At 73.0% G+C, this 24709-nt stretch carries 20 protein-coding genes and 1 pseudogene; 8 read left to right on the top strand and 13 right to left on the bottom strand.

Features of this window, described 5'->3' with window-relative positions; all coding sequences use genetic code 11:
* Positions 1 to 4: 4 nt before the first annotated feature.
* Both purE and IE286_RS13765 read right to left on the bottom strand, forming a co-directional pair.
* Positions 5 to 535 carry a 5-(carboxyamino)imidazole ribonucleotide mutase gene (gene purE, locus IE286_RS13770; protein WP_189796979.1) on the bottom strand — a complete coding sequence of 177 codons (531 nt, stop codon included), beginning with the start codon at positions 533 to 535 and terminating at the stop codon, positions 5 to 7.
* Complete coding sequence (locus tag IE286_RS13765; RefSeq protein WP_189796978.1) at positions 532 to 1671, bottom strand: 5-(carboxyamino)imidazole ribonucleotide synthase; 1140 nt, start codon at positions 1669 to 1671, stop codon at positions 532 to 534. Before IE286_RS13765 ends, purE begins: the two co-directional genes overlap by 4 nt.
* Before the next feature lie 287 nt (positions 1672 to 1958).
* Here IE286_RS13765 and IE286_RS13760 point away from each other — a divergent pair, with 287 nt between their 5' ends.
* Positions 1959 to 2570: a GtrA family protein gene (locus IE286_RS13760; RefSeq protein WP_229862679.1), complete on the top strand. Its 612-nt coding sequence runs from the start codon at positions 1959 to 1961 to the stop codon at positions 2568 to 2570.
* A gap of 16 nt (positions 2571 to 2586) precedes the next feature.
* Here the strand turns inward: IE286_RS13760 and IE286_RS13755 are convergent, their stop codons facing one another.
* Together IE286_RS13755 and IE286_RS13750 are read right to left on the bottom strand one after the other, a co-directional pair.
* On the bottom strand, positions 2587 to 3864 hold the full coding sequence (locus tag IE286_RS13755; RefSeq protein ID WP_189796977.1) for a sensor histidine kinase: 1278 nt from the start codon (positions 3862 to 3864) through the stop codon (positions 2587 to 2589).
* Positions 3865 to 4083: 219 nt separating this feature from the next.
* Entirely contained in the window at positions 4084 to 4761 is a 678-nt protein-coding gene (locus IE286_RS13750) for a response regulator transcription factor (protein WP_189796976.1), read from the bottom strand.
* Positions 4762 to 5320: 559 nt separating this feature from the next.
* Between IE286_RS13750 and IE286_RS13745 the strand changes: the two genes are divergently transcribed.
* Positions 5321 to 6817, top strand: a complete 1497-nt coding sequence (locus IE286_RS13745) for an oligopeptide:H+ symporter (protein WP_189796975.1) — start codon at positions 5321 to 5323, stop codon at positions 6815 to 6817.
* Between the two features lie 160 nt (positions 6818 to 6977).
* On the opposite strand, the gene IE286_RS13740 is transcribed toward IE286_RS13745, so the two are convergent.
* Together IE286_RS13740 and IE286_RS13735 are read right to left on the bottom strand one after the other, a co-directional pair.
* Positions 6978 to 7526: an ATP-binding protein gene (locus IE286_RS13740; RefSeq protein WP_189796974.1), complete on the bottom strand. Its 549-nt coding sequence runs from the start codon at positions 7524 to 7526 to the stop codon at positions 6978 to 6980.
* 401 nt (positions 7527 to 7927) lie between these two features.
* Positions 7928 to 8302: pseudogene (locus IE286_RS13735) on the bottom strand (STAS domain-containing protein); the annotation flags it as partial.
* A 238-nt stretch (positions 8303 to 8540) separates the two neighbouring features.
* On the opposite strand from IE286_RS13735, the gene IE286_RS13730 reads away from it, so the two are divergent.
* Positions 8541 to 9479, top strand: coding sequence for an RNA polymerase sigma factor SigF (locus tag IE286_RS13730; RefSeq protein WP_189796973.1), 939 nt, complete (start codon positions 8541 to 8543; stop codon positions 9477 to 9479).
* A 96-nt stretch (positions 9480 to 9575) separates the two neighbouring features.
* Here IE286_RS13730 and hutI read toward each other — a convergent pair whose 3' ends face one another.
* The 4 genes from hutI to hutU are packed head-to-tail and all read right to left on the bottom strand — an operon-like array spanning position 9576 to position 15017.
* On the bottom strand, positions 9576 to 10751 hold the full coding sequence (gene hutI / locus IE286_RS13725) for an imidazolonepropionase (RefSeq protein ID WP_189796972.1): 1176 nt from the start codon (positions 10749 to 10751) through the stop codon (positions 9576 to 9578).
* Positions 10752 to 10777: 26 nt separating this feature from the next.
* A complete protein-coding gene (locus tag IE286_RS13720) occupies positions 10778 to 12142 on the bottom strand; it encodes a formimidoylglutamate deiminase (RefSeq protein ID WP_229862670.1) in 1365 nt (454 codons plus the stop codon).
* Positions 12139 to 13356, bottom strand: coding sequence for an allantoate amidohydrolase (locus IE286_RS13715; protein WP_189796971.1), 1218 nt, complete (start codon positions 13354 to 13356; stop codon positions 12139 to 12141). Before IE286_RS13715 ends, IE286_RS13720 begins: the two co-directional genes overlap by 4 nt.
* Complete coding sequence (hutU, locus tag IE286_RS13710) at positions 13353 to 15017, bottom strand: urocanate hydratase (RefSeq protein ID WP_189796970.1); 1665 nt, start codon at positions 15015 to 15017, stop codon at positions 13353 to 13355. The genes IE286_RS13715 and hutU overlap by 4 nt, the downstream gene beginning before the upstream one ends.
* Before the next feature lie 173 nt (positions 15018 to 15190).
* Here hutU and IE286_RS13705 point away from each other — a divergent pair, with 173 nt between their 5' ends.
* A complete protein-coding gene (locus tag IE286_RS13705) occupies positions 15191 to 16573 on the top strand; it encodes a type III PLP-dependent enzyme domain-containing protein (RefSeq protein WP_189796969.1) in 1383 nt (460 codons plus the stop codon).
* Between the two features lie 154 nt (positions 16574 to 16727).
* Here IE286_RS13705 and IE286_RS13700 read toward each other — a convergent pair whose 3' ends face one another.
* Positions 16728 to 17330, bottom strand: coding sequence for a hypothetical protein (locus IE286_RS13700; RefSeq protein ID WP_189796968.1), 603 nt, complete (start codon positions 17328 to 17330; stop codon positions 16728 to 16730).
* A gap of 124 nt (positions 17331 to 17454) precedes the next feature.
* Positions 17455 to 18297, bottom strand: a complete 843-nt coding sequence (locus IE286_RS13695) for a MurR/RpiR family transcriptional regulator (protein WP_189796967.1) — start codon at positions 18295 to 18297, stop codon at positions 17455 to 17457.
* Positions 18298 to 18490: 193 nt separating this feature from the next.
* Here IE286_RS13695 and IE286_RS13690 point away from each other — a divergent pair, with 193 nt between their 5' ends.
* Positions 18491 to 18919, top strand: coding sequence for a hypothetical protein (locus IE286_RS13690; RefSeq protein WP_189796966.1), 429 nt, complete (start codon positions 18491 to 18493; stop codon positions 18917 to 18919).
* A gap of 481 nt (positions 18920 to 19400) precedes the next feature.
* On the opposite strand, the gene IE286_RS13685 is transcribed toward IE286_RS13690, so the two are convergent.
* A complete protein-coding gene (locus IE286_RS13685) occupies positions 19401 to 20792 on the bottom strand; it encodes a cystathionine beta-synthase (protein ID WP_189796965.1) in 1392 nt (463 codons plus the stop codon).
* A 155-nt stretch (positions 20793 to 20947) separates the two neighbouring features.
* Between IE286_RS13685 and IE286_RS13680 the strand changes: the two genes are divergently transcribed.
* The 3 genes from IE286_RS13680 (at position 20948) to IE286_RS13670 (ending at position 24552) form a co-directional block, all read left to right on the top strand.
* Positions 20948 to 21967 carry an SGNH/GDSL hydrolase family protein gene (locus tag IE286_RS13680; protein ID WP_189796964.1) on the top strand — a complete coding sequence of 340 codons (1020 nt, stop codon included), beginning with the start codon at positions 20948 to 20950 and terminating at the stop codon, positions 21965 to 21967.
* A gap of 225 nt (positions 21968 to 22192) precedes the next feature.
* Complete coding sequence (locus IE286_RS13675; RefSeq protein ID WP_189796963.1) at positions 22193 to 23413, top strand: acetyl-CoA C-acetyltransferase; 1221 nt, start codon at positions 22193 to 22195, stop codon at positions 23411 to 23413.
* A 311-nt stretch (positions 23414 to 23724) separates the two neighbouring features.
* The gene (locus tag IE286_RS13670) at positions 23725 to 24552 is read left to right on the top strand and encodes a hypothetical protein (RefSeq protein ID WP_189796962.1); all 828 of its coding nucleotides are present in this window, start codon (positions 23725 to 23727) and stop codon (positions 24550 to 24552) included.
* Positions 24553 to 24709 lie beyond the last annotated feature (157 nt).

The following is a 24709-nucleotide window of genomic DNA, read 5'->3' as shown; positions in this document are numbered from 1 at the left end:
GGCGTCACTTCCCCGAGTTGAAGCCGAAGCCGCCGGCCGCGCCGTCGACCTTGGCCCGCAGCCGCTTGCCCTTCTCCGTGGCCTGGTCGTTGAGGTCCTGCTGGAACTCCCGCATCCGGCCGAGCAGGTCCTCGTCGTGGGCGCCGAGGATGCGGGCGGCCAGCAGACCGGCGTTGCGGGCGCCGCCGACGGAGACGGTCGCCACGGGCACCCCGGCCGGCATCTGCACGATCGACAGCAGCGAGTCCAAACCGTCCAGGTGCTTCAGCGGCACGGGCACGCCGATGACCGGCAGCGGCGTGACGGAGGCGAGCATGCCGGGCAGGTGGGCGGCGCCGCCCGCACCGGCGATGATCACCTTCAGGCCGCGGTCGGCGGCGTGCTCGCCGTACGCGATCATCTCGCGCGGCATGCGGTGCGCGGAGACGACGTCGACCTCGTAGGCGATCTCGAACTCGTCGAGGGCCTTGGCGGCGGCCTCCATGACGGGCCAGTCGGAGTCCGACCCCATGACAATGCCAACAACGGGGCTCATTCGGTGATGGTGCCTCTCAGGTAGCCGGCTGCGTGGCGCGCGCGCTCCAGCACGTCGTCCAGGTCGTCGCCGTAGGTGTTGACGTGTCCGACCTTGCGGCCGGGCTTCACGTCCTTGCCGTACATGTGGATCTTCAGCTGGGGGTCGCGGGCCATGCAGTGCAGGTACGCGGAGTACATGTCGGGGTAGTCGCCGCCGAGCACGTTGGCCATCACGGTCCACTTCGCGCGCGGGCGCGGGTCGCCCAGTGGCAGGTCCAGGACCGCGCGGACGTGGTTGGCGAACTGCGAGGTGACCGCGCCGTCCATGGTCCAGTGACCGGAGTTGTGCGGGCGCATCGCCAGTTCGTTGACGAGGATGCGGCCGTCACGGGTCTGGAACAGCTCCACGGCCAGGTGGCCGATGACGCCCAGCTCCTTGGCTATGGTCAGGGCCATCTGCTCGGCCCGCAGGGCCAGCTCCTCGTCCAGGCCGGGGGCGGGGGCGATCACCGTGTCGCACACGCCGTCCACCTGCCGGGACTCCACGACCGGGTAGGCCACGGCCTGGCCGTGCGGGGAGCGGACGACGTTGGCCGCCAGCTCCCGGACGAAGTCGACCTTCTCCTCGGCGAGGACCGCGACGCCCGCCTTGAACGGCTCGGCGGCCTCCTCCGCGGAGCGGACCACCCACACGCCCTTGCCGTCGTAGCCGCCGCGGACGGTCTTGAGGACCACGGGGAAGCCGTCCCCCTCGGCGGCGAACGCGGCCACGTCCGCGGGGTCGCTCACGATGCGGTGCCGCGGGCAGGGGATGCCGAGCGCGTCGAGCCGGGCGCGCATCACCCCTTTGTCCTGGGCGTGCACCAGCGCGTCCGGGCCGGGACGCACCGGGACGCCGTCCGCCTCCAGGGCACGCAGGTGCTCGGCGGGCACGTGTTCGTGATCGAAGGTGATCACGTCACAGCCGCGCGCGAAGGCACGCAGGGTGTCCAGATCGCGGTAGTCGCCGACGACGACGTCGTTGACGACCTGAGCCGCGGAGTCCTGGGGAGAGTCGCTGAGAAGCCTGAACCTGATGCCCAGCGGGATGCCCGCCTCGTGGGTCATACGAGCGAGCTGGCCACCGCCGACCATGCCGACTACCGGGAACGTCACGCCCCCAGGGTATCGGCCGCGCCGGTATGGCCGGATCACCCGCCTTCGAGGGCGTGTGCCCGTCCGGCCGGCCGCGGTGATCCGTCCGTGCTCCGCCCGGCTGTCGTCCGGGTTCTTGCCTTTCTCTTTCCGGATTCCCACCGGTGTCTTCCGCGGCCCTTTCCTGTCCCTTCCAGGCACTTTCCGGCCGGGTCCCCCGGGCATCGTCCGTCCACGGGCGAGGAGACGGGCCGCTGGTTAGCATGGCGGAGTTGACGCAACCGACCCGGACGGGGGCCTGGACGACCATGGGACGTGGTTCCTCGGGGCACCGATCGGCGCCCCCGGCGCCCCAGCAACCCCGCACGGCCCACAGCCCGCGGACGGCCGGTGAGACCCGGCAGGGCCGGGCGCCCGGCGGCGCGGTGTGGCGCCGCGTGGGCCGGCTGTGGCAGGAGGCGGTCAAGTTCGGGGCGGTCGGCGGTGCCGGGCTGCTGGTGAACCTGCTCGTGTTCAACCTCGTGCGGCACGTGACCGACCTGCAGGTGGTGCGGGCCAGCGTCATCGCGACCGTGGTGTCGATCTGCTTCAACTACCTCGGGCTGCGTTACTTCACCTACCGGGACCGGGACAAGAGCGGCCGTACCCGGGAGATGACACTGTTCCTGCTGTTCAGCGCGGCCGGTCTGGTGATCGAGAACGGGGTGCTGTACCTGGCGACGTACGGTTTCGGCTGGGACAGCCCGCTGCAGAGCAACGTCTTCAAGTTCCTCGGCATCGGCATTGCGACCCTGTTCCGGTTCTGGTCCTACCGCACCTGGGTCTTCCGCACCCTGCCGCGCGGCCAGGCCGCCTCCGGCGAGACCGGGACACCGCTGCGCTCGGAGCCGAAACGGGCCGGGGCGCGGGCCGGGCGCTGACCCGGGCCGGGCGGCCTCAGCGCACCGTCCGGCCGTCCTCCGCCTCGCCGGGCTTCTTCGGCGGCTGGGTCCGGGACAGGAACAGCCCGAACACCGGCGGCTTGGACTGCAGCAGCTCCAGCCGGCCCCCGTCGGCCTCCGCCAGGTCCCGCGCGACGGCCAGCCCGATGCCCGTGGAGTTGCGGCCGCTGATCGTGCGCTCGAAGATGCGCGCGCCCAGGTCGGCGGGGACGCCGGGGCCCTCGTCGGTGACCTCGACGACCGCCTGGTTGCCGGTCACGCGGGTGCGCAGCGCCACCGTGCCGCCGCCGTGCATGAGCGAGTTCTCGATCAGGGCCGCCAGCACCTGGGCCACCGCGCCCGGCGTGCCCACGGCCTGCAGATGCCGCTTTCCGGAGCTGACGATGGCACGCCCGGCGCTGCGGTAGGCGGGGCGCCACTCGGCGATCTGCTGCTGGATGACCTCGTCCAGGTCGAAGGAGACGGCGGAGCCGGTGCGCGGGTCGCGGGAGTTCGTCAGCAGGCGCTCCACCACGTCCGTCAGCCGTTCGACCTGGGTGAGGGCGACGTTCGCCTCCTCCTTCACCGTGTGCAGGTCGTCGGTGAGGGTGATCTCCTCCAGTCGCATCGACAGGGCGGTCAGCGGGGTGCGCAGCTGGTGGGAGGCGTCGGCGGCCAGCCGCCGCTCCGCGGTCAGCATGCGGGCGATGCGCTCGGCGGAACGGTCCAGCACGTCGGCGACCCGGTCCAGCTCGGGGACGCCGTACCGCTTGTGGCGGGGCCGCGGGTCGCCCGAGCCGAGGCGCTCGGCGGTCTCGGCGAGATCGGTCAGCGGGGAGGCCAGCCGGTTGGCCTGGCGGACGGCGAGCAGCACCGCCGCCACCACCGCCAGCAGCGCCACCAGACCGATGATCAGCAGGGTCCGGCCGACCTCACGGGTGATCACGGAACGCGGCTCCTCGACCCGGACGGTCTCGCCCTGCTCGCCCGTGGCGGTGGCGTGGATGACGTCCCCGGACGGCTCGGTGCCGACCTTGATCGGCTTCTGCCCGGCGATGCCGATCACCGCGTACTGGCCCGGGGCGACCTGGCCGCTCAGGGCGTCCGCGTCGACACTCTGGTCGCCCAGCAGCCGGCTGTCGACGATGCTGGCCAGCCGCAGCGCCTCGGAGTCGACCCGCTCCTGGGCGCTGTTGCTGATCGTCCGGGTCTCCACGAGCACCAGGGAGCCGCCGAAGACGGCGATCACCACGAGCACCACGGCGAGCGTGGACTGGATCAGTCGGCGGCGCATGACTTCTTACCTGGCTCGGGTCCCGGGCGGCCCGGGGTGGGGGTGGGGCCCCGGGACGATGCGGCCGGGGCCCGCCTGACTGGCGCGGGTCGTCTTGTGACGACCGGCTCTTCCGGGAGCGGGTCGTCCCGCGACGATCGGCTCATCTCGGAGCGGGTCGTCCCGCGACGATCGGCTCATCTCGGAGCGGGTCGTCCCGCGACGATCGGCTCTTGACGATCAGTTCTTCTCGAAACGGAAACCCACGCCGCGCACGGTCGCGATGTAGCGGGGGTTCGCGGCGTCGTCGCCGAGCTTCTTGCGCAGCCAGGAGATGTGCATGTCGAGGGTCTTGGTCGACGACCACCAGGTGGTGTCCCAGACCTCGCGCATCAGCTGCTCGCGGGTGACGACCCGGCCGGCGTCCCGCACCAGGACTCGCAGCAGGTCGAACTCCTTCGCGGTGAGCTGCAGCTCCTCGTCGCCCATCCAGGCCCGGTGGGACTCGACGTCGATGCGTACACCGTGGGTGGCGGGCGGCTGCTGCGGCTCCGTGGCCCCGCGCCGCAGCAGGGCCCGCACCCGCGCCAGCAGCTCGGCCAGCCGGAACGGCTTGGTGACGTAGTCGTCGGCGCCCGCGTCCAGGCCGACGACGGTGTCCACCTCGTCGGCGCGCGCGGTCAGGATCAGGATGGGCACGGTGTGACCGTCGGCTCGCAGCCGGCGGGCGACCTCCAGTCCGTCCATACCGGGCAGACCGAGGTCCAGCACGACCAGGTCCACACCGCCCTGCATTCCTGCGTCGAGCGCGGTGGGTCCGTCCTCACGTACCTCGACCTCGTAACCTTCCCGGCGCAGTGCGCGGGCCAGCGGCTCCGAGATGGACGCGTCGTCCTCGGCGAGCAGTACACGGGTCATGAGGCGATGGTAGTCCGCTCGTGCAGTCCGCCGGGGGTGTGCGGCGCTGTGACAGGCGCCCCGGGCTCTTACCTTCCGGGCGGTCCGCGGCCGCCGGTTTCCAGCCGGTTCGTGCGCACCTGGGCCGGGCGTCTCCGCTCGGCTGGCGCGGCGCGGCGATGCGGTGCCATCCTGGTGATCACCTCCGCACGGGCGTCCGCGGTTCCAGCGATCAATGTGATCCGCATCTCAAGTCCTCCTTTTCCGGCCGTGTCCTGCCGTATGGTGACGTGAACGCCTGTAGCACGCAGGGGACCTTTGGCGCTCGCCGACGACGCCGAGGGTCCCTTTTGTGTGCGGGGCCGGCCCGTCCGGCCCAGCAAGCAATGACCTAGGGCCGGGCCTGACCGGGCGCGACGCGCCGGGTCAGGTGTGGATCCCGGTGGCCGGCGTCCTCCGTCCCGCGACCCGGGGCGGGCTCCCCTCGGGCGTGGGGTGGGCGGCGGTCCAGCCGGTGCCGGCTGTCCCCCCACCGGGCGCGTACCGGCTCGCGGCGCGTCCCGAGCAGCAAGGAACGACCATGGCGTCCAGCCTGACGAAGGACTCGGTTCTGCCGGGCACCCCCGGTTCCGAGAAGACCTTCTTCGGCCACCCCCGCGGCCTGGCCACCCTCTTCATGACCGAGATGTGGGAGCGCTTCTCCTACTACGGCATGAAGGCTCTGCTCCCGCTGTATCTGGTGGCGCCGGGCGGCCTGCACATGAGTGCGGCCAGCGCGACCGCGATCTACTCGGTCTACCTGTCGCTCGTGTACCTGCTGGCCATGCCGGGCGGCTGGTTCGCCGACCGGGTCCTGGGCCCCCGCAAGACCGTGGCGGTCGCCGGCACGGTGATCATGCTCGGTCACCTGACGCTGGCCCTGCCGTGGGCCGGCAGCTTCTTCGCCGGCCTGGGCCTGGTCGCGATCGGCTCCGGCCTGCTGAAGGCCAACATCTCCACGATGGTCGGCCACCTGTACAAGGGTGCCGACGACCCGCGCCGGGACGGCGGCTTCACGATCTTCTACATCGGCATCAACCTCGGTGCCTTCGCCGCGCCGCTGATCATCGGCACCATCGGCGAGAACGTGAACTGGCACATCGGCTTCGCCCTGGCCGCGCTCGGCATGGGTGTGGGTCTGGCCCAGTTCCTGCTCGGCTCCCGCTACCTGGACCCGCGCTCGGACGTCGTCCCGACGCCGCTGTCCGCCGAGGAGAAGAAGGCCACGCTGCGCAAGTCCGCGCTGTGGGCGGCCGTCGCCGTGATCTTCTACGCGATCGTGGGCTTCTCCGGCGTCTACACCCTGAACTGGGTGCTGGTCCCGATCACCATCGCCGGCCTGCTCATCCCGGTCATGGTCCTGGTGCGGATCAAGCGGGACAAGGATCTGGACAGCACCGAGCAGTCGAAGATGACCGCCTACATCTGGTTCTTCGTGGCCGCCGCGGTGTTCTGGATGATCTACGACCAGGGCGGCTCGACGGTGTCGCTGTTCGCCGAGAAGTCGGCCGACAACAGCATCTTCGGCTGGGACTTCCCGGTCTCCTGGTACCAGTCGGTCAACCCGGTCATGATCATGGCGCTCGCGCCGGTCTTCGCCTGGCTGTGGCTCGCGCTGGCCCGCCGCGGCAAGGAGCCGAGCACCGCGGTGAAGTTCGCGATGGGCCTCGTGCTCATCGGCGCCTCCTTCTTCCTCTTCCTGGCCCCGCTGGCGATCGCCGACGGCGGCCACAAGGCCGCCGCCCTGTGGCTGGTGGGCATCTACTTCGTGCAGACCGTCGGCGAGCTGACCCTGTCGCCGGTCGGCCTGTCCGTCACCACGAAGATGGCGCCCGCGAAGTACGCCTCGCAGATGATGGGTGTCTGGTTCCTCGCCGTCACCGCCGGTGACGCCACGACCGGTCTGCTCTCCACCGCCGGGGTCGACCTCAACACCAGGGGCATCGTGGCCCTGGAGGCCTTCCTGGCGGTCGTCGCGGGTCTGGCCGTGTGGATGTACCGCTCCAAGGTCAAGACCCTCATGGGCGACGTGCGCTGACGTCCGCCCCCTTCCGTACCCCGAGGCCCCCGCGTCCGTCCGAGGACGGCGGGGGCCTCGTTGCGTCCCGGCCGCATGCCGCGGAACGCCGGCCGCCGCAGCAGCGCGCCGCCCGCCCCGGCCGGAGCGGGGCGGGCGGCGCGGGGGGCTTGTGCGGGTGCTACGCGGGGGCGCCGAGCGTCGCCCAGACCTTCTTGCCGGCCACACCGGGAACGCGGACGACGCCCCAGTCCAGGCACAGCCGCTGGACGATGAACATGCCGTGGCCGCCGGGGCGGCCGGCGCGGTGCGGGGTGCGGGGCGCCGGCTGTCCGGCGCCGCGGTCGGAGACCTCGATGCGGATCGCCTTGTCGTCGCAGGAGATCTCCAGCTCGTCCGGCCCCTCGGCGTGCAGGCAGGCGTTGGTGACCAGTTCGGAGACGACCAGGAGCACGTCCTCGGCGGCGGCCCGCCGGTCGGCGGTCGACGCGGGCAGCCAGCCCCAGGCGTACAGCGCCTGACGGGTGAAGTCGCGGGCGAGCGGCACGACGCCGCTCTCGCCGTCGAAGCTCAGCCTGCGGACCTGGCGACTGCCCGGCGCGATTCCCGGCACCGCCGTCGCGTCCTGCGCGGACGCCACGAACGCCGGCGGGGACGGCTCGGGCACCCCGGAAGCGCCGCTGGGCTCCGGGCCGCGGTCGCCCGGCGAGTAGGGCCGGGTGGTGCTCATCAGCGCTTCACCTCACCGATTCACCAGTTCACGATTCACACGTCACTACACACGTACAGCGTCGGTACGCCCGTACACACGCCGTTCGGGGGCCTGCCGGCTCCCGCCGGGAGGCGGCTGTGCGCCGATTCACCCGGATCCGCGGCCGCGGGGATCCGTCGTCCGTCCAGGGGGCGCGAGCCGTTCCGCACAGGATGACTCCTGCCCGACAGCCCCGGTGGAACACCCCCGTTTTCCGCGCCCGCGCCCGAGGGCGGGCGGTCACCGGCCGCGACCGCACGGGCCGGTCACCCGGACGCGCCGGGCCCGGGGGCCGTGCCGCCCTCGCCGGACCGGTCGCCGTCGGCCGTCTCCCCGCCGGTGTCCGAGGTGTCCGAGGTCCCGCCGGCGTCCCCGGCGTCACCGCGTCCGCCGGCCAGTGCGGCCTCCAGCGTGTCGTAGACACCGAAGACCGCTCCCGCCCCGGTGATCTCGAAGACGCGGGCGACCACCGGCCGCATGGCGGCCAGATGCACACCCCCTCCGGCGGCCTCCGCCTTCAGCCGCGCCCCCAACAGCACGTTCAGCCCCGTGGAGTCGCAGAACTCCAGGCGCGAGCAGTCGACCACCAGTCGCGAGCGCCCCTTGGCGAGACACTCCTCGAGCGGCACGCGCAGCAGGTCCGCCGTGTGATGGTCCAGCTCGCCCGCCGGTGTCACGACAGCGCTGGAGCCCTCTTGCCGCACCTCCACCAGAAGCCGGCCCGACTGTGCGCTGCCGACCGTCCCGCGGTCCATGCCGTCTCTCTCCCGGGTGTCTTGGCTGCTGACTGACGCCCTCGAACACTACGCCTTCCCCCACCGGCCGGACACCTGAACAACCGCACAGAAACGGACATATGCCTACAGAAGGCACTTGCGGTCATGTTGGGAAAGCGGGTAGGGCTAGTAAGGACACGTACCCGACACCGTCGGCTTTGGAGGCGCCGCACACCGCAGTGCACGAACTGGCTTCGGCAGCCATATGCCGAGAACGATGGAGGACATCATGTCACCCCGGCTCGACGCCTCGCATACCCGGACGGCGACGTCGACAATCCCTCCGGACCATCTGGATCCCCCCGCGTTCCACGACGACGCACCCTCCGGGCGAGCCGCCCCGCCCGCCGCACTGACCGGACTCCCGGACATCCCCCCGTACGACGAAGTGGCCCCGGACGACGCCCGGGCGCTGTCCAAGACCCTCTTCGAGCGGCTGGAAAGCCTCGAGGAAGGCACCCACGAGTACTCGTACGTACGCAACACCCTCGTCGAACTCAACCTCGCGCTGGTCAAGTTCGCCGCCGCCCGCTTCCGCTCCCGCAGCGAGCCGCTGGAAGACATCATCCAGGTCGGCACCATCGGCCTCATCAAGGCGATCGACCGCTTCGAACTCTCCCGTGGCGTGGAATTCCCCACCTTCGCCATGCCGACCATCATCGGGGAGATCAAGCGTTTCTTCCGTGACACGTCGTGGTCCGTGCGCGTCCCGCGCCGGCTGCAGGAACTCCGCCTCGACCTGGCCAAGGCCGGCGACGAGCTGGCCCAGCGCCTGGACCGCGCCCCGACCGTGGCGGAACTCGCCAGTCACCTGGGCCTCAGCGAGGACGAGGTGGTCGAGGGCATGGCGGCGTCCAACGCCTACACTGCCTCGTCGTTGGACGCCCAGCCCGAGGAGGACGACTCCGAGGGTGCGCTCGCGGACCGGATCGGCTACGAGGACCACGGGCTCGAAGGGATCGAATATGTCGAGTCGTTGAAGCCGCTGATCGCCGAACTGCCCTCCCGCGACCGCAGGATCCTGTCCCTGCGGTTCGTCGCCAACATGACGCAGTCGGAGATCGGCGAGGAACTGGGCATCTCGCAGATGCATGTCTCGCGGCTGCTGTCGCGGACACTGCTCAGGCTGCGCAAGGGGCTGACTCTGGAGGAGTGACGGCCTGCGGGGCCTGCCGTGCCGTGACGAGGGCGTCCGCTGTCCGAGGGGCAGCGGACGCCCTCGTCGTACGGCAGCCGTACGCATGGCGTCGTGTCAGACCTCGCGCACGCCGCGCCGCCACACCTGCCGGACCAGCGGGACGCCGGGGCGGTAGGCCAGATGGACGTGGCTGGACGCGTCGAGGACGACCAGGTCGGCTCGGGCACCAGGGGTCAGCCGGCCGATGTCGTCGCGCCGCAGCGCGGCCGCCCCGCCGGCGGTCGCCGACCACACCGCCTCGTCGGGCGTCATGTGCATCTCCCGCACCGCCAGGGCGATGCAGAACGGCATCGACGAGGTGTAGGACGAGCCGGGGTTGCAGTCGGTGGACAGGGCGACCGTGGCGCCGGCGTCCAGCAGCCGGCGGGCGTCGGGCCAGGGGCCGCGGGTGGAGAACTCGGCGCCGGGCAGCAGGGTGGCGACCGTGCGGCTGCCGGCCAGGGCGGCCACGTCCTCGTCCGTCAGATGGGTGCAGTGGTCGGCGCTGGCCGCGTCCAGCTCCACCGCGAGCTGCACACCGGGGCCGAAGGACAGCTGGTTGGCGTGGATGCGCGGGTGCAGGCCCCGGGCCTGACCCGCGGTGAGGATCGCGCGGGCCTGGTCGCCGTCGAAGGCGCCCTTCTCGCAGAACACGTCGATCCAGCGGGCGTGCGGCGCGCAGGCGTCGAGCATCTCCCCGGTCACCAGGGCGACGTAGCCGGCCGGGTCGGCGGCGTACTCGGGGGCGACGATGTGCGCGCCGAGGTAGGTGACCTCCTCGGTGTGACGGGCGGCCAGGCGCAGGGCGCGGGCCTCGTCCTCGACGGTGAGCCCGTAGCCGGACTTGGTCTCCAGGGTGGTGGTGCCCTGGCGCAGGGCCTCGGCGAGGTGACGGGTGAGGGTGGCCTCCAGCTCGGCGTCGCCGGCGGCGCGGGTGGCGGCGACGGTGGTGCGGATGCCGCCGGCGCTGTAGGGGCGGCCGGACATGCGGGCGTTGAACTCCTCGGTGCGATCGCCCGCGAACACCAGGTGGGAGTGGGAGTCGACGAAGCCCGGGAGCACGGCCCGGCCGCCGGCGTCGGCCCGGTTGTCAGTGGCGGGTGCTTTCCTTGAGGGACCGGTCCACACGACGCGGTCGCCCTCGACGACGACGGCCGCGTCCCGGACCACGCCCAGGGGGGATCCGTCACCGAGGGAGGGGTCGTTGGTGACCAGCGTGGCGATGTTCGTGATGACCGTGCTGCTGCTCATGCTGTCCTCTCCGGTGGCCAGGGGGGTCAGCCGCGGAGGGCTTCCACGGCCCGTGCCAGGGCCTGCGGCACATCGGGCACGAGCTGGTGCTGCCCGTCCCGCACGATGTGCCGCCCGCCGACGACCGTGTGCCGCACGTCCGCCGCGGTCGCGGCGAATACGGCCGTCTCGGCGCCGAGCCGGGGCGGCGCTCCCGCGGTCCTGACCGAGTCCAGCGCCACGGTGGTGAAGTCGGCGCGGGCGCCGGGGGTGAGGGTGCCCGCGTCGTCCCAGCCGAGGGCGGCGTGTCCGCCGGCGGTGGCGGCGCGCAGCAGCGCGGCGGCCGTCCAGTGGCCGCGTACACGGGTGCGCAGCCGCTCGTTCAGCTCCATCGCGCGGGCTTCTTCGAACAGGTCGATGACCGCGTGGCTGTCGGAGCCGAGCGACAGCGGGGAGCCGGCGCGCTGCAGGGCGGCGGCGGGCCCGATGCCGTCGGCCAGGTCCCGCTCGGTGGTGGGGCACATGCAGGTGCCCGTGCCCGAGCCGCCGAGCAGGGCGATGTCCTCCTCGGTCAGATGGGTGTTGTGCACGCCGGTGGTGCGCGGGCCGAGGACGCCGTGGTCGGCCAGCAGCCGGGCGGGCGTGCACCCGTGGGCCCGGCGGCAGGCGTCGTTCTCGGCGGGCTGCTCGGACAGATGCACATGCAGCGGGGCCCGCCGCTCCTCGGCCCACCGCGCCACTGTCGCCAGCTGGTCCGCGGGCACGGCACGCACCGAGTGGACGGCGGCACCGATCCGTGCGTGATCCCGTTCCTTGAGACGTGCACAGCGTTCGGCCCAGGCCTCGGCCGTGCCGTCGGAGAAACGGGCCTGGCGGGCGTCGGGCGGCTGCCCGAAACCGGCGGACAGATAGCAGGTGTCGAGCAGGGTGATGCGGATGCCGGCCTCGGCGGCGGCCTCGATCAGCGCCTCCCCCATGGCGTTGGGGTCGGCGTAGGAGGTGCCGCCGGGTGCGTGGTGGACGTAGTGGAACTCACCGACCGCGGTGATCCCGGCGAGGGCCATCTCGGCGTAGACCGCGCGGGCGAGCGCCAGGTACCGCTCGGGGGTGAGCCGGTCGGCGACGGCGTACATGACGTCCCGCCAGGCCCAGAACGACTCCGGTGTCCCGGCGTCGCCCGTGCCGGCCTGGGCGGTGCCGCGCAGCGCCCGGTGGAAGGCGTGGCTGTGGGCGTTGGCCAGCCCCGGCAGGGTCAGGCCGCGCAGGGACACGGCTCCCGGCGGCGGCACGGTCACGCCCGTGCGGACCGCCGCGATCCGGCCGTCGTGCACGTCCAGGGCCACCCCCGGCTCGACGGTGTCGCCGAGCCAGGCGTGCTGAAGCCAGTAGGTCCGCGTCGGGGTGCCGGTCACCTGCAGGCCAGTCCTTCCAGTACGTCGGCGAGGGCGCGCACCCCGGCCAGGCAGTCGTCCTCGGTGGCGGACTCGGCCGGGGAGTGGGAGACGCCGGTGGGGTTGCGCACGAACAGCATGGCGGTCGGGATGCTCGCGGAGAGGATCCCGGCGTCGTGTCCCGCGCCGGTGCCGAGCACGGGCACGTCCGGGCCGTCCGTGCGGGCCAGGATGCGTACGAGGTCGTCGCGCAGGGCGTGGTCGAACCGGGCGACGGGCGTGAAGGACTCCCGGACCACGTCCAGGGTGACGCCGTGTCCGTCGGCGCCCTTGCGGGCCGCCTGCTCGATGCCGCCGACGACCGTGTCGAGCACGTCCTGGTCCGCGGCGCGCGCGTCGAGCCAGCCGCGCACCAGGGAGGGGATGGCGTTGACGCCGTTCGGTTCCACGGCGACCTTGCCGAAGGTGGCGACGGCTCCGGCCCGCTCGGCCTCGCGCCGGGCGGCCAGCACCGTCTCGGCGTAGGGCAGCATCGGGTCGTGGCGGTCCGTCAGCCGGGTGGTGCCGGCGTGGTTGGCCTCGCCTCGGAAGTCGAACCGCCACCGCCCGTGCGGCCAGATCGCCGAGGCCACACCGACGGCGTGCCCCAGCTCGTCCAGGGCGCGCCCCTGTTCGACGTGGAGTTCGACGAAGGCGCCGATCCGGGCCAGCCGCTCCGGGTCCGGCCCGATGGCCTCGGGGTCGTGTCCGGCGGCCTCCATGGCGCGGGGCAGGCTGATCCCGTCGCGGTCGGTGAGCCGGTGCGCCTGCTCGGCGGTGAGCTTCCCGGCGGTCAGCCGGGAGCCGACGCAGGCCAGTCCGAACCGGGCGCCCTCCTCGTCGCCGAAGTTGACGACGCCCAGCGGCCGGGTGAACCGCACGCCCCTGCCGCGCAGTTCGTCCAGGGCGGCGAAGGCGGACACCACCCCGAGGGGGCCGTCGAAGGCGCCGCCGTCGGGCACGGAGTCCAGGTGCGAGCCGGTGACCACGGCGTTTCCGGCGGCCGGATCGCCCAGCCAGGCCCACTGGTTGCCGTTGCGGTCGACCTCACAGGCGAGGCCCCGGGCGCGGGCCTGTTCCTCGAACCATGCCCGGCACTCGGCGTCCGCGGCCGTCCACGCGAAGCGGCGGTAGCCGCCGGAGGCGGAGCTGCGGCCGACGGGCAGCAGCTCGGTCCACATGCTGTGGAAGCTCACGCCTGCTCCCCCTCGCGCATGGGCACCCTGACACCGCGCTCGGCGGCCACGGACTCGGCGATGTCGTAGCCCGCGTCGACGTGCCGGATCACGCCCATGCCGGGGTCGTTGGTCAGCACCCGGCGGATCTTCTCCCCCGCCAGCGCGGTGCCGTCGGCCACCGTGACCTGCCCGGCGTGCAGGGAGCGGCCCATGCCGACGCCGCCGCCGTGGTGGATGGACACCCAGGAGGCGCCCGAGGCGACGTTCACCATGGCGTTGAGCAGCGGCCAGTCGGCGATGGCGTCGGAGCCGTCGCGCATCGCCTCGGTCTCCCGGTACGGGGAGGCGACGGAACCGCAGTCGAGGTGGTCGCGGCCGATGACAACGGGCGCCTTCAGCTCGCCGCGCGCCACCATGTCGTTGAACCGTTCGCCGGCCTTGTCGCGTTCGCCGTAGCCGAGCCAGCAGATACGGGCGGGCAGGCCCTGGAAGCGGACGCGTTCGCCGGCCATCCGGATCCAGCGGGCCAGGGACTCGTTCTCCGGGAACAGCTCCAGGATCGCCTGGTCGGTCCGGGCGATGTCGGCGGGGTCGCCGGACAGCGCGGCCCAGCGGAAGGGGCCCTTGCCCTCGCAGAACAGCGGCCGGATGTAGGCGGGCACGAACCCGGGGAAGGCGAACGCCCGCTCGTACCCGGCGAGCTTGGCCTCGCCGCGGATGGAGTTGCCGTAGTCGAAGACCTCGGCGCCGGCGTCCTGGAAGCCGACCATCGCCTCCACGTGCCGGGCCATGGACTCGCGGGCGCGGGCGGTGAAGCCGGCCGGGTCCTTCGCGGCGGCCTCGGCCATGTCCTCGAAGGCGATGCCGAGCGGCAGATAGGACAGCGGGTCGTGGGCGGAGGTCTGGTCGGTGACGACGTCGACGGGCGCGCCCGAGGCGAGCAGCTGCGGGACCAGCTCGGCGGCGTTGCCCAGGACCCCGATGGACAGGGGCTCGCGCCGGTCGCGGGCCTCGACGGCGAGCCGCAGGGCGTGGTCGAGGGAGTCGGCCTTCACGTCCAGGTAGCGGTGCTCGATGCGGCGGTCGATGGCGCGCGGGTCGCAGTCGATGCACAGCGCCACGCCGCCGTTCATCGTCACCGCCAGCGGCTGGGCGCCGCCCATGCCGCCGAGTCCGGCGGTGAGGGTGATGGTGCCGGCCAGCGAGCCGCCGAACCTCTTAGCGGCGACGGCGGCGAAGGTCTCGTAGGTGCCCTGCAGGATGCCCTGGGTGCCGATGTAGATCCAGGAGCCGGCGGTCATCTGCCCGTACATGGTCAGCCCGAGGGCCTCCAGACGGCGGAACTCCTCCCAGGTGGCCCAGTCGCCGACGAGGTTGGAGTTGGCGATGAGGACGCGCGGCGCCCACTCGTGGGTCTGCAGGACGCCGACCGGCCGGCCGGACTGGACGAGCATGGTCTCGTCGGCCTTGAGGGTCCGCAGGGTGCGGACCATGGCGTCGAAGGAGCGCCAGTCACGGGCGGCCTTGCCGGTGCCGCCGTAGACGACGAGCTGGTCGGGGTGTTCGGCGACCTCGGGGTCGAGGTTGTTCTGGAGCATCCGCAGGGCGGCCTCCTGCTGCCATCCCAGGGCGCTCGGTTCCGTGCCGCGCGGCGCTCGGACGGGGCGGGGTCCTGACATGGTCTGCCTCCTAGCGGATCGCTCTCGGGGCACGCTGTCCCGTGTTATTCACATCCTCACCTCGTGAATAGAACTAGTCAACACATCGGGGTGTCCCCGCGGCCGCCGTCCGGATGTTTGGCTGGAAGCAGGGCACGGACCGCCGCGGGCGGCGACGCGACGAGGGAGACGGCATGAGCGACGGGCATCTGGTGCGCCGGCAGGAGCGGGACGCGGACGAGGAGCGGGCGGCCCGGCGGGACGAGGCGGTGCGGGCCGCGGTGGAGCAGGGGCTGCTCGGCCCGGGCGCGCCCCTCGTGGGCCTGCTCGACGTCGCGGGGATCCGTCAGGCCGCCGCACGGCTCCGGCAGGCGTTCGAGGAGGTCACCGCCCCCGCAACGCCCGTGCTGCACGCCTTCGCGGTCAAGGCGACCCCGCTGGTGCCGGTGCTGCGGCTGCTGGCCGAGGAGGGCATCGGCGCGGAGGTGGCGAGCCCGGGCGAGCTGGCGCTGGCCCGGGCGGCGGGCGTGCCCGCCGAGGCCACCGTGCTCGACTCCCCCGCGAAGACCGCCGCGGAGCTGCGCGAGGCACTGGCGCTCGGCATCGCGGTCAACGCGGACAACCCGCAGGAGCTGGCCCGCATCGACGCCCTCGTGGGCTCCACCGTCCCCCGCTCACCGCTCGGAATTCGGGTGAACCCGCAGGTCGGCGGGGGTTCCATCGAGGCACTGTCCACGGCGACGGCCACCTCGAAGTTCGGTGTGGCCCTGCGCGACGAGGGGGCGCGCGAGTGGGTGATCACAGCCTTCCTGGACCGGCCGTGGCTGACCCGGCTGCACGCCCACACCGGCTCCCAGGGCATCCCGCTGCCGCTGCTGGCCCAGGGCATCGCCGAGACCTACCGGCTCGCCGAGGAAATCAACGAGCGGGCCGGGCGCCGGCAGATCGACACCCTCGACATCGGCGGCGGGCTGCCGGTGAACTTCACCGGGGAGGAGACCGTGCCGACGTACGCCGAGTACGCCCGGCTGCTGGCCGAGACGGTGCCGGGGCTGTTCGACGGGCGGTACGGGCTGGTGACCGAGTTCGGCCGGTCGCTGCTGGCCAAGCAGGGCACGCTGCTGACACGGGTGGAGTACACCAAGACCGCGGGCGGCCGCCCGGTCGCGGTGACGCATGCCGGGGTGCAGGTCGCCACCCGCACGGTGTACGCCCCGCAGGCGTGGCCGCTGCGGCTGGCCGCGTACGACGCCGAGGGCCGGCCCAAGCCGGGCCCCGAGGCGGTGCAGGACATCGCCGGGCCCGCCTGTTTCGCGGGCGACCTGCTGGCCGAGGCACGCTCGCTCGCCTTGCTGGAACCGGGCGACGTGGTCGCCGCGCTGGACACCGGCGCCTACTACTTCGCGCACCACTACGCCTACAACTCCCTGCCCCGGCCCGCGGTGTACGGCTACCTGCCGGACGGCCGCGGCGGCGTCGCGTTCGCGACGGTGCGCGAGCCGCAGACGGTGGCGGAGATCGTGACGGAGGCGGGCGGCGCGCACGCCACGGCCCTGACCTCGCTGGAGGTGCCCTGACAACTGCCCTGCCCCGCGTGCACGTGCCCACGTGCCACGTGCCCGGGCACACGCCGGCGCCCGGGACCGGCCGCACCACCGGTGCGCCGGTCCCGGGCCACGGCGGAACGGCGGCCGGCCCGCTGCCGTGCCGGGCCGCGGCCCGGCCGCCGGGTCAGACGAGCGCCGCGCTGCGGCGGCGTGCCCCGCCCGGGGCCGCGTCGCCCGCGGCGATGCCGGTGCTGCGGAAGCCCTTGACCGCCGGGCCCGCCGGGCGTCCGCCGCGCTTGCCGAGCCAGTCGACCCGCACCCACAGCAGCACGTCCCCGGCGCGCTCCAGCCGCCCCAGCCAGGCGGCCTTCAGGCGCAGCCCGGTCCCGGCACCGGCCAGCAGCAGACCGCCGGCCGCGGGCACGGCCGGCGCACTCGCCAGGGCCGCCAGGAACGCCAGCAGCAGCCACCAGCGGTGCCCGCGCCGCCAGACGCGGACGCTGACGGCCCGGTCCTGCAGCACGTCGTGCCGTCCGGCGCGCACGGCCTTGCCGGCGAGGGTCTTGTACCGCCCGCGCCGGGCGCACGCCACCACGGCCGCGGTCACCAGGAACAGCGCGGCCCCCGCACAGAGCCCGATCCGGCGTCCGGTCAGGCCCGGCACGGCCAGCCCGACGGCCGCCGCGCACACCCCGAGCCACCACAGCGGCGCCGCCCCGGCCCGTACGACGACGGCCACCCGGGCCAGTCCCCGGCCTCCGCGCGCTCCGCGACCTCCGCGTGCCACTGCCGCCTCCTTCCTCTCCGGCACAGTCCCGTTCGGGCGGGCAGGCTAGCGAGGGTTCCTGAGACGAATCTGAGAGAGGGCGAGGCTGCGGCGGCTCCTGGACGGGCTGAGGCGCGGCGGCGGGTCACTCGACGAACAGTCCGCGTGCCGCCGCCGTGGCGTCGAACTCCTCCAGCCGCGCCTGGGCGTCCGGCAGGTCGTCGCACATGGCCTCCAGCAGCACCCGGCCCAGCAGCATCGGCGCGCAGGCGGTGTCGAAGGACAGGCCGGTGCCCACGGCCGCGGGCAGCAGCACGTCGGAGTGCTTGGCGACCGGGGCGAACGCCGAGTCCGCGACGGTGACGACGGTCAGTCCGGCGTCCTTGGCGTGGGCGAGGGTGTCCACCACCTCACGCGGATGCCGGGGCAACGCGAAGCACAGCAGGGCCGTCGCCCCCGCCCGGACGGCGGAGTCGATGCGGTCCTGGAGCATCGTGCCGCCCTCGTCGAGCAGCCGCACGTCCGGGTGGACCTTGGCCGCGAAGTACGCGAAGCCGTACGCCTGCGCGGCGGCGGCGCGCAACCCGAGGACCGGCAGCGGGCGCGAGGCGGCGAGGATCCGGGCCGCCTGCCGCACCGGTCCGGGATCGGCCAGCGCCTGAGCGAGGTGCCGGAGGTTGTCGATCTCCTCCTCGACGGCCTGCTGGTACTCGTTGCGGGTGGCCGGGCGGTCCACGGGTTCGGCGGGGGTGACCTCGCGCAGGTGCCGGCGCAGCGCCGGGTAGCCGTCGAAGCCCAGGGCGACGGCGAAGCGGGTCACCGACGGCTGGCTGACCCCGGCCAGTTCGGCGAGTTCGACGCTGGACAGGAACGGCACGTCGGCGGCGCGCCGCACCATGCAGTGCGCGATGCGCCGCTGGGTCGGCGTGAGCCGGTGTCCTTCGAAGAGCGCCTGCAGCCGTGCCGCAGGGCTGTCGGTCCCGCTCATGACGTGCTCCCCCTCCGAAAAGTCGTCGGACGTCCCGGAGAGTACTCCCCGACCACCTTCTATTCAGTCACTCTCAACTCTGCATGAGGTCATGCAGGAGGGGCAAGGAACGGACAGGACACCTGCTCGCCACCCCCACGACCGGGGGTTTGCCCCAGTGCGGAGCCGGTCCGGCGTTCCTAGCCTGAGGCGCATGAGCGGATTGGACGAGCGGGGCAGCGATCTGAGGAAGGAACTCGACGCCACCCTGCAGGCCCGCAAGGAGCTGGGCGAGGAGTACGACGCTGCGCTGGTGGAGTCCTTCCTGGAGAAGGTGGACCGGCGCATCGACGACGCCGTGGAGCGCCGGGTCCGCCGGCAGCTCGCCGAGCAGCAGACGCAGCGGGCCCGGGACGCCCGCGGCCCGAGGGCGGCCGACTCCTTCGGCGAGCGCTTCGGGTTCGGCATCGTCTCGCTGGTGCTGGCCGTCCCGCTGTCCGCGATCGGCGGCAATGTGGCCGATCTGCCGGGGCTGATCGTGGCCTGGGCGGGCATCGTCGGCGTCAACGTCGCGCACGCGGCCCGCACCACCCCGGGGCTGTTCGCCGGCCGCCGGCACCGCACCGGCCGGGACGACGCCTGACAGGAGGGCTGAGCCGTCCCGGAGGTTCATGTCCGGGGGGCCGGTGACGTCTCCGGGGCCCGGTGACGTGCGGAAAGCTGCGGGGCCGGGCCGCGGTCTACGGGGACGGCGTGCACGGCCTGCGCGCGGGGACCGCCGCACCCCCATGACCTGGGGGGCGGGACGACGGCGGTCCCCGCGGGGGGACGCGGGCCCGGGTCGGGGCCGGTCCTGCGCGTCCGTGGCGTCCATGGAGGTCCGGGAGCCGCTCCGGAGGTCCCTGACGCCTATCGGCCGCCGGCCCGGAGGGGAGCCGCTCCCTCCCGCCGGCATCCACCACTGTGCCCGGCGCGTGTTAAGCGGGTGCTGCGCCCACGTGACACGCGCGTTCCACTTCCGCGACGTTCGCGGAAGTCCCGCGAAGGCCACGCTTCCGGACGGGCACGAGCGGCCCGCCGCCGGCCTCGGCGAGAGTGCCGGGGCTGATGACCACCGGGCGCCGTTACTGCCGGCCGCCGCCCTTGGCCAGGAAGGCCAGCAGGTCCTGGCGGCTGACCACGCCGGTCGGCTTGCCCTCCACCAGCACGATCGCCGCGTCCGCGGCACCGAGCACCGTCATCAGGTCGCCGACGGGCTCGCCGGAGCCGACCTGCGGCAGCGGCGCCGACATGTGCTTCTCCAGCGGGTCGTCCAGCGCGGCCCGCTTGGTGAACAGCGCGTCCAGCAGCTCGCGTTCGACGACGGAGCCGACCACCTCGGCCGCCATGACGTCGGGGTGCCCGGCGCCCGGCTTGACGATCGGCATCTGGGAGACGCCGTACTCGCGCAGCACCTCGATGGCCTGCCCGACGGTCTCGTCCGGGTGCATGTGCACCAGGGAGGGGATGCCGCCGTCCTTGTCGCGCAGCACGTCGCCGACGCGGGCGCTGGGGCCCTCGTCCTCCAGGAAACCGTAGTCGGCCATCCACTCGTCGTTGAAGATCTTCGACAGGTAGCCGCGGCCGCCGTCCGGCAGCAGGACCACCACGACGTCGTCCTCGTCGAGCCGTTCGGCCACCCGCAGCGCCGCCACGACCGCCATGCCGCAGGAGCCGCCGACCAGCAGGCCCTCCTCGCGGGCCAGGCGGCGGGTCATCTGGAAGGAGTCCTTGTCGGAGACGGCGACGATCTCGTCGGCGACGGTCCGGTCGTAGGCCTCGGGCCAGAAGTCCTCGCCCACGCCCTCCACCAGGTACGGGCGGCCGGAGCCGCCGGAGTACACCGAGCCCTCCGGGTCGGCGCCGATGACCTTGACCCGGCCGTCGCTGACGTCCTTCAGGTAGCGGCCGGTGCCGGAGATGGTGCCGCCGGTGCCGACGCCGGCCACGAAGTGGGTGATCTTCCCCTCGGTCTGCTCCCACAGCTCGGGGCCGGTGGAGTGGTAGTGCGACAGCGGGTTGTTCGGGTTGGAGTACTGGTCGGGCTTCCAGGCGCCCGGCGTCTCACGCACCAGCCGGTCGGAGACGTTGTAGTAGGAGTCCGGGTGCTCCGGTGCCACGGCCGTCGGGCATACCACCACCTCGGCGCCGTACGCGCGCAGCACGTTGATCTTGTCGGTGGAGACCTTGTCGGGGCAGACGAAGATGCACTTGTAGCCCTTCTGCTGGGCCACGATGGCCAGCCCCACGCCGGTGTTGCCGCTGGTGGGCTCGATGATCGTGCCGCCCGGCCGCAGTTCGCCGCTCTGCTCGGCCGCCTCGATCATGCGCAGGGCGATGCGGTCCTTCACCGATCCGCCCGGGTTGAAGTACTCGACCTTGGCCAGGACGGTCGCCTTGATGCCCTTGGTGACGCTGTTGAGCCGCACCAGCGGGGTGTTGCCGACGAGGCTGATCATCGAGTCGTGGAATTGCACCGTTGTCTCCGGTTGCTGCACATAGTGGTCGTGGAGGTGCCGCCAGCGTAAGGCCTGCACGACATCCCGAGCGCCCGTTCACACCCCGTCACGATTGGACGACCGTGGGTACGGGGCAAGCAGTCAGTGAAGGGCGAAGCGGAAGGCGGCGAGGCATGACGCAGATGTCGAGGGCGAGAGCGCCCCGGCGGATCGCGGCCGGCGCCGCGTACGGCGGCGGCGGGATCGGCCTGGCCGGCGTGGCGGCCGTGGGAGTGCTGCTGGCAGAGGTGCGGCTGGCCCGGCGTCACGTACTGGGCGGCACGGACCCTTATGTCCCGTACGCGGACGGCGTGTACGGGCTCGCCTGCGACACCTCCGCCGGGCCCGCGCTGACCCTGGCCATGCTGGGCGACTCCACCGCCGCCGGCCAGGGCGTGCACCGGGCCGGGCAGACCCCGGGCGCGCTGCTGGCCTCGGGTCTGGCCGCGGTGGCCGAACGCCCGGTGCGGCTGCGCAACGTCGCCGTGCCCGGCGCCCGCTCCGACGACCTGGACCGGCAGGTGGGGCTGGTCCTGGAGGACGCGGACCAGGTGCCCGACGTCTGCGTGATCATGATCGGCGCCAACGACGTGACCCACCGGATGCCCCCGACCCAGTCGGTGCGCCATCTGTCGGCGGCGGTGCGGCGGCTGCGCACGGCCGGCGCGGAGGTGGTGGTCGGCACCTGCCCGGATCTGGGCACCATCGAGCCGGTGCAACAGCCGCTGCGCTGGCTGGCCCGCCGCGCCTCCCGGCAGCTGGCGGCGGCGCAGACGATCGGGGTGGTGGAGCAGGGCGGCCGCACGGTGTCGCTGGGCGACCTGCTGGGCCCGGAGTTCGCGGCGCGGCCGCGGGAGCTGTTCGGCCCGGACAACTACCACCCGTCCGCCGAGGGGTACGCCACGGCGACGATGGCCGTGCTGCCGACGGTGTGTGCGGCACTCGGGCTGTGGCCGGCCGAGGAGGAACGGCCGGACGCCTCCCGGCGCGAGGACATCCTGCCGGTGGCCCGGGCGGCGGCCGAGGCCGCGTCCGAGGCCGGCACGGAGGTCACCCCGGCGGCACCGGCCGCACCGCGAGGCCCGTGGGCGCTGCTCAAGCGGCGCCGGCGCCGCCGGGTGCCCGAGCCTCAGCCGGCGCCCGCCGCACCCTGACCCGGCGGGCGGTCCGCACGGCACACGCCCGCACGGCACACGCCCGCAGGACAGGCATCCGAAGGACAGGAGGAAAAACAAGCAAGCGCTTGGAAAGCTGCGGTGAGGATCACACCGCCACGGCCGTGACCGCGCCCCTACGTACGGGTAACTTCCAAGCAGCCTGACTGTGCCGTCCCGCGGGCGCCGTCCGCCGCCCTTCGTCCCAACGCCACTGGAGCCGTGATGCCCGAAGCCGTCATCGTCTCGACCGCCCGCTCCCCCATCGGCCGCGCCTTCAAGGGCTCCCTGAAGGACATGCGTCCGGACGACCTGACCGCCGCGATCATCCAGGCGGCCCTCGCGAAGATCCCCGAGCTGGACCCGAGGGACATCGACGACCTGATGCTCGGCTGCGGCCTGCCCGGCGGGGAGCAGGGCAACAACCTCGCCCGGATCGTCGCCGTGCAGATGGGCATGGACCACCTGCCCGGCTGCACCATCACCCGCTACTGCTCCTCCTCGCTGCAGACCTCCCGCATGGCCCTGCACGCCATCAAGGCCGGCGAGGGCGACGTGTTCATCTCGGCCGGCGTCGAGACCGTCTCCCGCTACGGCAAGGGCAACTCCGACAGCCTTCCCGACACGCACAACCCGCTGTTCGCCGAGGCCGAGGCCCGCACCGCCGCGGTCGCCGAGTCCGAGGGCGCCGGCTGGCACGACCCGCGCGAGGACGGCCTGCTGCCCGACCCGTACATCGCGATGGGCCAGACCGCGGAGAACCTCGCCCGCTTCAAGGGCATCACCCGGCAGGAGATGGACGAGTTCGGCGTCCGCTCGCAGAACCTGGCCGAGGAGGCCATCAAGGCCGGCTTCTGGGAGCGGGAGATCACCCCGGTGACCCTCCCGGACGGCACGGTGATCTCCAAGGACGACGGCCCGCGCCCGGGCGTGACCATGGAGGGCGTGGCCGCCCTCAAGCCGGTCTTCCGCCCCGACGGCCTGGTCACCGCGGGCAACTGCTGCCCGCTCAACGACGGCGCGGCCGCCCTCGTCATCATGTCCGACACCAAGGCCCGCGAGCTGGGCCTGACCCCGCTGGCGCGGATCGTCGCCACCGGCGTCTCCGCCCTGTCCCCGGAGATCATGGGCCTCGGCCCGGTGGAGGCCAGCCGGCAGGCCCTGCGGCGCGCCGGGATGACCATGGACGACATCGACCTGGTGGAGATCAACGAGGCGTTCGCCGCCCAGGTGATCCCGTCCTACCGCGAGCTGGACATCCCGCTGGAGAAGCTGAACGTCAACGGCGGCGCCATCGCCGTCGGCCACCCCTTCGGCATGACCGGCGCGCGCATCACCACCACGCTGATCAACTCCCTGCAGTGGCACGACAAGCAGTTCGGCCTGGAGACCATGTGCGTCGGCGGCGGCCAGGGCATGGCGATGATCATCGAGCGTCTCAGCTGACCGGCACGGCACACCGGGCACCCACGGACCACGATCCGTGCCCCGTATAGCACCCGATGTGAAGAAACGGCTCGGAATCCGCGAAAGACCGGGATTCCGGGCCGTTTCGTGATCCAATCTCCCCCATGATGTGACCCATGTCCCTCCGGAAGGGGATCTTCGCAGGTCAGCGATGCGCCACCAGGCCAGGCAAACAGCATCCATACCGTATTTTTGCCCGTTTCGTGACGTTACGCACTGACAGCTGGACGGTCCTCCCTTCAAGCTGAGGTAGGAAGTCGGGGGTCGACCTTGAACCCGGGAGAACGTCAGTGAGCGCCATGCCGATCGCCCTGCTGGTCACCACGGCCGCCACCGGCGCCGTGGGCGTCGCCGTCCTGTGCACCCTGGTGAAGCTGCGCCGTCAGGTCAACGCCCTGCACGTCCAGCTCGCCGAGAATCACGCCGCCACCTGTGCTCTGCTGCCCGCCGCCCGCAGGCCCGCGGACGCCGAGCAGATACGCGCCGCCGTGGTCGAGGCGCTCGCGGAGGAGCGGGAGCGCGAACTCGCCGAGGCCCGCGCCTTCTGGGCCGCGCAGGAGGCACGCGACGCCTCCGAGACGCCTCCGGTCACCGGGCTGTCCGATCTGTCGCCGGCCGACGGGGAGATCTTCCTGCCCCGCCAGACCGACTTCTCCGCGTTCGGCCGGCTCGAACCGGTCACCGAGACCGGAAAGGAGGGCGACGACTCCGCGGCCCACGAGAGCGGACCGACCGTCGGCGAGTCCGCGGAACTGGCCGCCGCCCGCCGCCGCCACCCCTCGCACCCGGACTTCACTCCGCGCCCCTCACCGCTGACCGGCGACCACGAGCGGACCGTGGCCACGCTGGAACAGCTGGCCTCCCGCGGCACGGAACTGACCGACGTCCGCCCCGGCCCGCTGGGCACCCTCGACGTCTACGTCTTCGCCGACGGCACGACGCTGTGCATGACGCCCGGACACCGCGAGACCGCGGAGCGCCTGGCCGACGCCGTCCGCGCGGGCCGCTCCCCGGTGCTGCTGGGCGGTTCCGGCGTCTCCGGCGCCTACACCCTGACCTTCTCCTGCGGCGAGGAGAACGTGTACGTCCTCGCGGACCGGATCGTCACCTCCGTGTGACGGCCCTCGGCTCCCGTTCCGGTAGGCCCCGGCCGCCCGCCGGGTGACACGGCCGCTCCCGCGCGGATCGGGGCCGCCCTCCTTCCCGCGCCCGGGTGTCGCCGCCCCGCACGCGAGAGACGTCCGGCCCTGCTGTTCTCCCCTCGGCCGGCCGGGC

Origin of the sequence: Streptomyces thermodiastaticus (assembly GCF_014656135.1) — a bacterium.
GTDB classification, from domain to species: Bacteria; Actinomycetota; Actinomycetes; order Streptomycetales; family Streptomycetaceae; genus Streptomyces; species Streptomyces thermodiastaticus.
The sequence above is the reverse complement of the archived record's forward strand: the minus strand, read 5'-3'. Positions and strand labels throughout refer to the sequence as shown.

Bases quoted from the DNA above. Each gene is read 5' to 3' on its own strand.
- hutI (WP_189796972.1), bottom strand. From the start codon at position 10,751: ATGAGCAGCAGCACGGTCATCACGAACATCGCCACGCTGGTCACCAAC.
- hutU (WP_189796970.1), bottom strand. From the start codon at position 15,017: ATGTCAGGACCCCGCCCCGTCCGAGCGCCGCGCGGCACGGAACCGAGC.
- IE286_RS13755 (WP_189796977.1), bottom strand. From the start codon at position 3,864: ATGCGCCGCCGACTGATCCAGTCCACGCTCGCCGTGGTGCTCGTGGTG.
- IE286_RS13750 (WP_189796976.1), bottom strand. From the start codon at position 4,761: ATGACCCGTGTACTGCTCGCCGAGGACGACGCGTCCATCTCGGAGCCG.
- IE286_RS13680 (WP_189796964.1), top strand. From the start codon at position 20,948: ATGACGCAGATGTCGAGGGCGAGAGCGCCCCGGCGGATCGCGGCCGGC.
- IE286_RS13740 (WP_189796974.1), bottom strand. From the start codon at position 7,526: ATGAGCACCACCCGGCCCTACTCGCCGGGCGACCGCGGCCCGGAGCCC.
- IE286_RS13745 (WP_189796975.1), top strand. From the start codon at position 5,321: ATGGCGTCCAGCCTGACGAAGGACTCGGTTCTGCCGGGCACCCCCGGT.
- IE286_RS13705 (WP_189796969.1), top strand. From the start codon at position 15,191: ATGAGCGACGGGCATCTGGTGCGCCGGCAGGAGCGGGACGCGGACGAG.
- IE286_RS13675 (WP_189796963.1), top strand. From the start codon at position 22,193: ATGCCCGAAGCCGTCATCGTCTCGACCGCCCGCTCCCCCATCGGCCGC.
- IE286_RS13690 (WP_189796966.1), top strand. From the start codon at position 18,491: ATGAGCGGATTGGACGAGCGGGGCAGCGATCTGAGGAAGGAACTCGAC.
- IE286_RS13760 (WP_229862679.1), top strand. From the start codon at position 1,959: ATGGGACGTGGTTCCTCGGGGCACCGATCGGCGCCCCCGGCGCCCCAG.
- IE286_RS13730 (WP_189796973.1), top strand. From the start codon at position 8,541: ATGGAGGACATCATGTCACCCCGGCTCGACGCCTCGCATACCCGGACG.
- purE (WP_189796979.1), bottom strand. From the start codon at position 535: ATGAGCCCCGTTGTTGGCATTGTCATGGGGTCGGACTCCGACTGGCCC.
- IE286_RS13695 (WP_189796967.1), bottom strand. From the start codon at position 18,297: ATGAGCGGGACCGACAGCCCTGCGGCACGGCTGCAGGCGCTCTTCGAA.